The sequence below is a fragment of the uncultured Campylobacter sp. genome, assembly GCF_937921625.1.
Lineage (GTDB): Bacteria > Campylobacterota > Campylobacteria > Campylobacterales > Campylobacteraceae > Campylobacter_B.
The window spans coordinates 1-3,079 of record NZ_CAKZTI010000041.1 but is presented as its reverse complement, the minus strand read 5'-3'; the positions used below and the strand labels follow the sequence as shown (position 1 = coordinate 3,079).

The following is a 3,079-nucleotide window of genomic DNA, read 5'->3' as shown; positions in this document are numbered from 1 at the left end:
ATTTAGATATAATACTAAAACTATACAGGAAAACCTATATCAGAAACTGTTGAAACCAATAAGAGAGAATCCGCTTAAGTTTAATTGAGCCAAGATTTATTTGAATTTATGTGTTTAAGCGATAAAATTTTGTAAAATTTTCAATGGTAGAAGTAGCAAAATTTTTAAAATTTTTATAAAATTTTTGCAATAGCTAGATTTAGGAAATATAAACGTATTGCGTATTTAGGATGTGCCACAAATCCGAAGTCGGACGGGTCCACGCGCCAAAGCCAAAGCAAGCCCGCGGCTTCAAAGCTTTGAAATTTTAAAAATTTAAGGATCATATAAATTTAATGAAAGTAAGATCGTCGATTTTTTACACCATCACGTTCATCTTCGCGCTCGCCGCCGTGGGCGTTTCGCTCGCGCTACTCTGGCTCATCGGCTACGATCAGCAAAACTACACTCGCGAGCTAAACTCCAAATACTCCATCGTTGCGCGCGCGAACCTATATCAGATGAGTAAGCTCATCAGCGATGTCGAATATGACCGCCAGGTCGCAAATTTCGAGTTTTCGACGATCCGCGATGAAGCTAGGCGCGATGAGATCATCAAAGGCGCTGAAATTTTAGATAGCATCTCCGCAGACATCGGCTCTGCGGACATCTTGCTTTTTAAACGTAAACATTATCTAAAGATCACCCACGCGGGCGAGACGCGGCTTTTAAACGACAAGGAGTATCAGCCCTACCGCTATGATATTTTCAAGGCGATCTACGGCGTCATTTTGGCGATTATTCTTCTTGCGTATATCTTTATAATCCGCAAAATTCGCCCTCTTCGAAAGCTCAAGCGCCAGATCGATAAATTTGCTAAAGGCGATCTTCAGATCAAGGACGTAAGCGCGGGAAACGACGAAATTTCCGAGGTTTCGCACGCATTTTATGAGGCGGTCACGCAGATAAATAAGCTTAACGAATCACGCCATCTGTTTTTGCGAAACATAATGCACGAGCTCAAAACCCCCATCACAAAGGGTCGCATTGCCGTCGAGATGATCGAGCGCGGTAAAAATCAGGAGCGCCTCATCTCGGTCTTTGAGCGGCTGGAGAGCCTAATCAACGAATTTGCGGCGGTAGAGCGCGCGACTGCGGGCACAGCGCTAGTCGAACGCGGAATTTTTTCAATGGATGAAATTTTAAAAGAAGCGCTTAGCATCGCAATGATCGAGCCCGGCTGCGTCACGCTGCAAAATCCGCTAGAGCTAAGCTTAAACGTAGATCTGAAGCTCTTTTGCGTCGCGGTGAAAAATTTAATCGACAACGCCGTCAAATACGCCGCAGACGGTAAAATTTTAATCCGACTAGACGCAGAAACGATGGACTTCATAACGCTCGGCGAGCCGCTACAGAAGGATTTTAGCTACTACAAAGAGGCCTTCGTCAAGGGCACGAACGCCAAGCAAAGCTTCGGCCTGGGGCTTTACATCGTCGATAACATCGCCAAGGCGCACGGGCTAAAATTTGCGTACTATCACAAGGATGGTAAAAATATTTTTAGCTTTTTAAATTTAGAAAAGGTTATCGCGATGTAAGCCAGTCTTCACGAAATTATCACTTTCTACAAAGAATTTCGCCTCTCATAAGAATTCTTGTTTACATGGAATAATCTGTTTCGCTTTAAAATTTCACTTCTTGCTCTTAAAATCATGTTGCTAACTCACACCACGGAATTTATCCATATTACAGAAGTCGCCATGCTAAATTTATAGACATAAAAAATTCTATTTTTTTAAGCATTCCCAAAAATTAATAGAAAATCTTGTTCATTTGCTATACTAAGCGCTAACAATGAAATTCATTTTTTCTAAATTTAAGCTTATTTATAGCGAATATAAGGAACATCGCGAACCCATAAGATTTAATGTTAAAGAAAACTAGCCAGGTCAATACGCAAATGCAACGGTAAGATCCAGTGTAGTGGGCCTAAATACTGAAGTCGAGATAGAACGATAGCTTTTTAATCGGACAAAGTGTTATTAAACTCAAATACGTGATAGTCGTGATCAGTTATTGCGCCGTAAGCGATAAAGTAAATTCGAACACAATCAATAATATGGGCGGCAGTGGATAAAACATACAGTCTACAACAAGGATGGCACGATTCGTGGCGGATTCAGTGAAGGTGGTAGCGTGAGGCTATAGTAAAATATCATTGGTGGCATAGTTTATGCGAACGCCGCTGGCAATGCCGCAAGCGGCTTGGTTAAAAATGCCATAAAATTATACCTGGAAGTGGAAGGTATCGGTGAGAGAGATGGCAACTATACTATCATAGGTGGTATTATACTCATAATTTAAGTGTAAGCGTAGATGGGAAACACTTTCCGTTTAATACAATGAGTGGTATTATGGGAATGTTTATTTGCGAGATGCAAATTTCGTTGTGAGATAATCAAATTGGTAGCAATTTTACGTCTATGGAGGTATCGTCGTAAGCAAATACACACATCATCATAAACTTTATTTCGGGTGAGGCAAACTATAACGAGGTCTTTTAATGGTAGCGCGATTACGATTTTTTTCAGCAGGCAAGCAGGTGCGGATTAAATATACTCAACTGTAATAAAATTTCCATTAATACGGGCTTTGTTGTTAGAGTATACGGCACACTTATGGATAAATTATATACTATACGAGTGCTATGTAATATAAGATTAACGCGGCTAAAATTTACGTCGATACCACAAGTGATTCATATGGTCTACTAATAAAAAGAAACAGGATCGCTAATATTATTTGGCGACAATTACCTTGATAGCACAGAGCTAACCAAGAATCAAGCTAATAATGCTGCCCAAGCAGGTGCTCATAAGCTATTCGGCAATAAAAATAACACCGTAAACGTATCTCAAAGCGCAGGAGATCTAGACGGTAAGAATATAAGCTCCGGTAGAGCGGATGCTAGCGATACCGTAACCCCAAATACCGTCTATAACAATAAAACCATAGTTAAGGGCGGAACAAATTTCGGTAACGTAAATGCAGGCTATGGCGATAGCGGAACCCAAGAGGTTCACCACAACGAGCTAAGCTT

The 3,079-nt window shown here is 40.9% G+C and carries 1 protein-coding gene and 1 pseudogene; both read left to right on the top strand.

What is annotated here, in order from left to right; translation table 11 throughout:
* Window positions 1–88: pseudogene (locus tag Q0101_RS06740) on the top strand (IS1595 family transposase); the annotation flags it as partial.
* A gap of 247 nt (window positions 89–335) precedes the next feature.
* Window positions 336–1,577 (top strand): ArsS family sensor histidine kinase, encoded by a 1,242-nt coding sequence (locus Q0101_RS06735; RefSeq protein WP_297943539.1) that lies wholly within the window; start codon window positions 336–338, stop codon window positions 1,575–1,577.
* The last annotated feature ends 1,502 nt before the right edge of the window (window positions 1,578–3,079 follow it).

Excerpts from the sequence above, each read along its gene's own strand:
- Q0101_RS06735 (WP_297943539.1), top strand. The coding sequence starts at position 336 with ATGAAAGTAAGATCGTCGATTTTTTACACCATCACGTTCATCTTCGCG.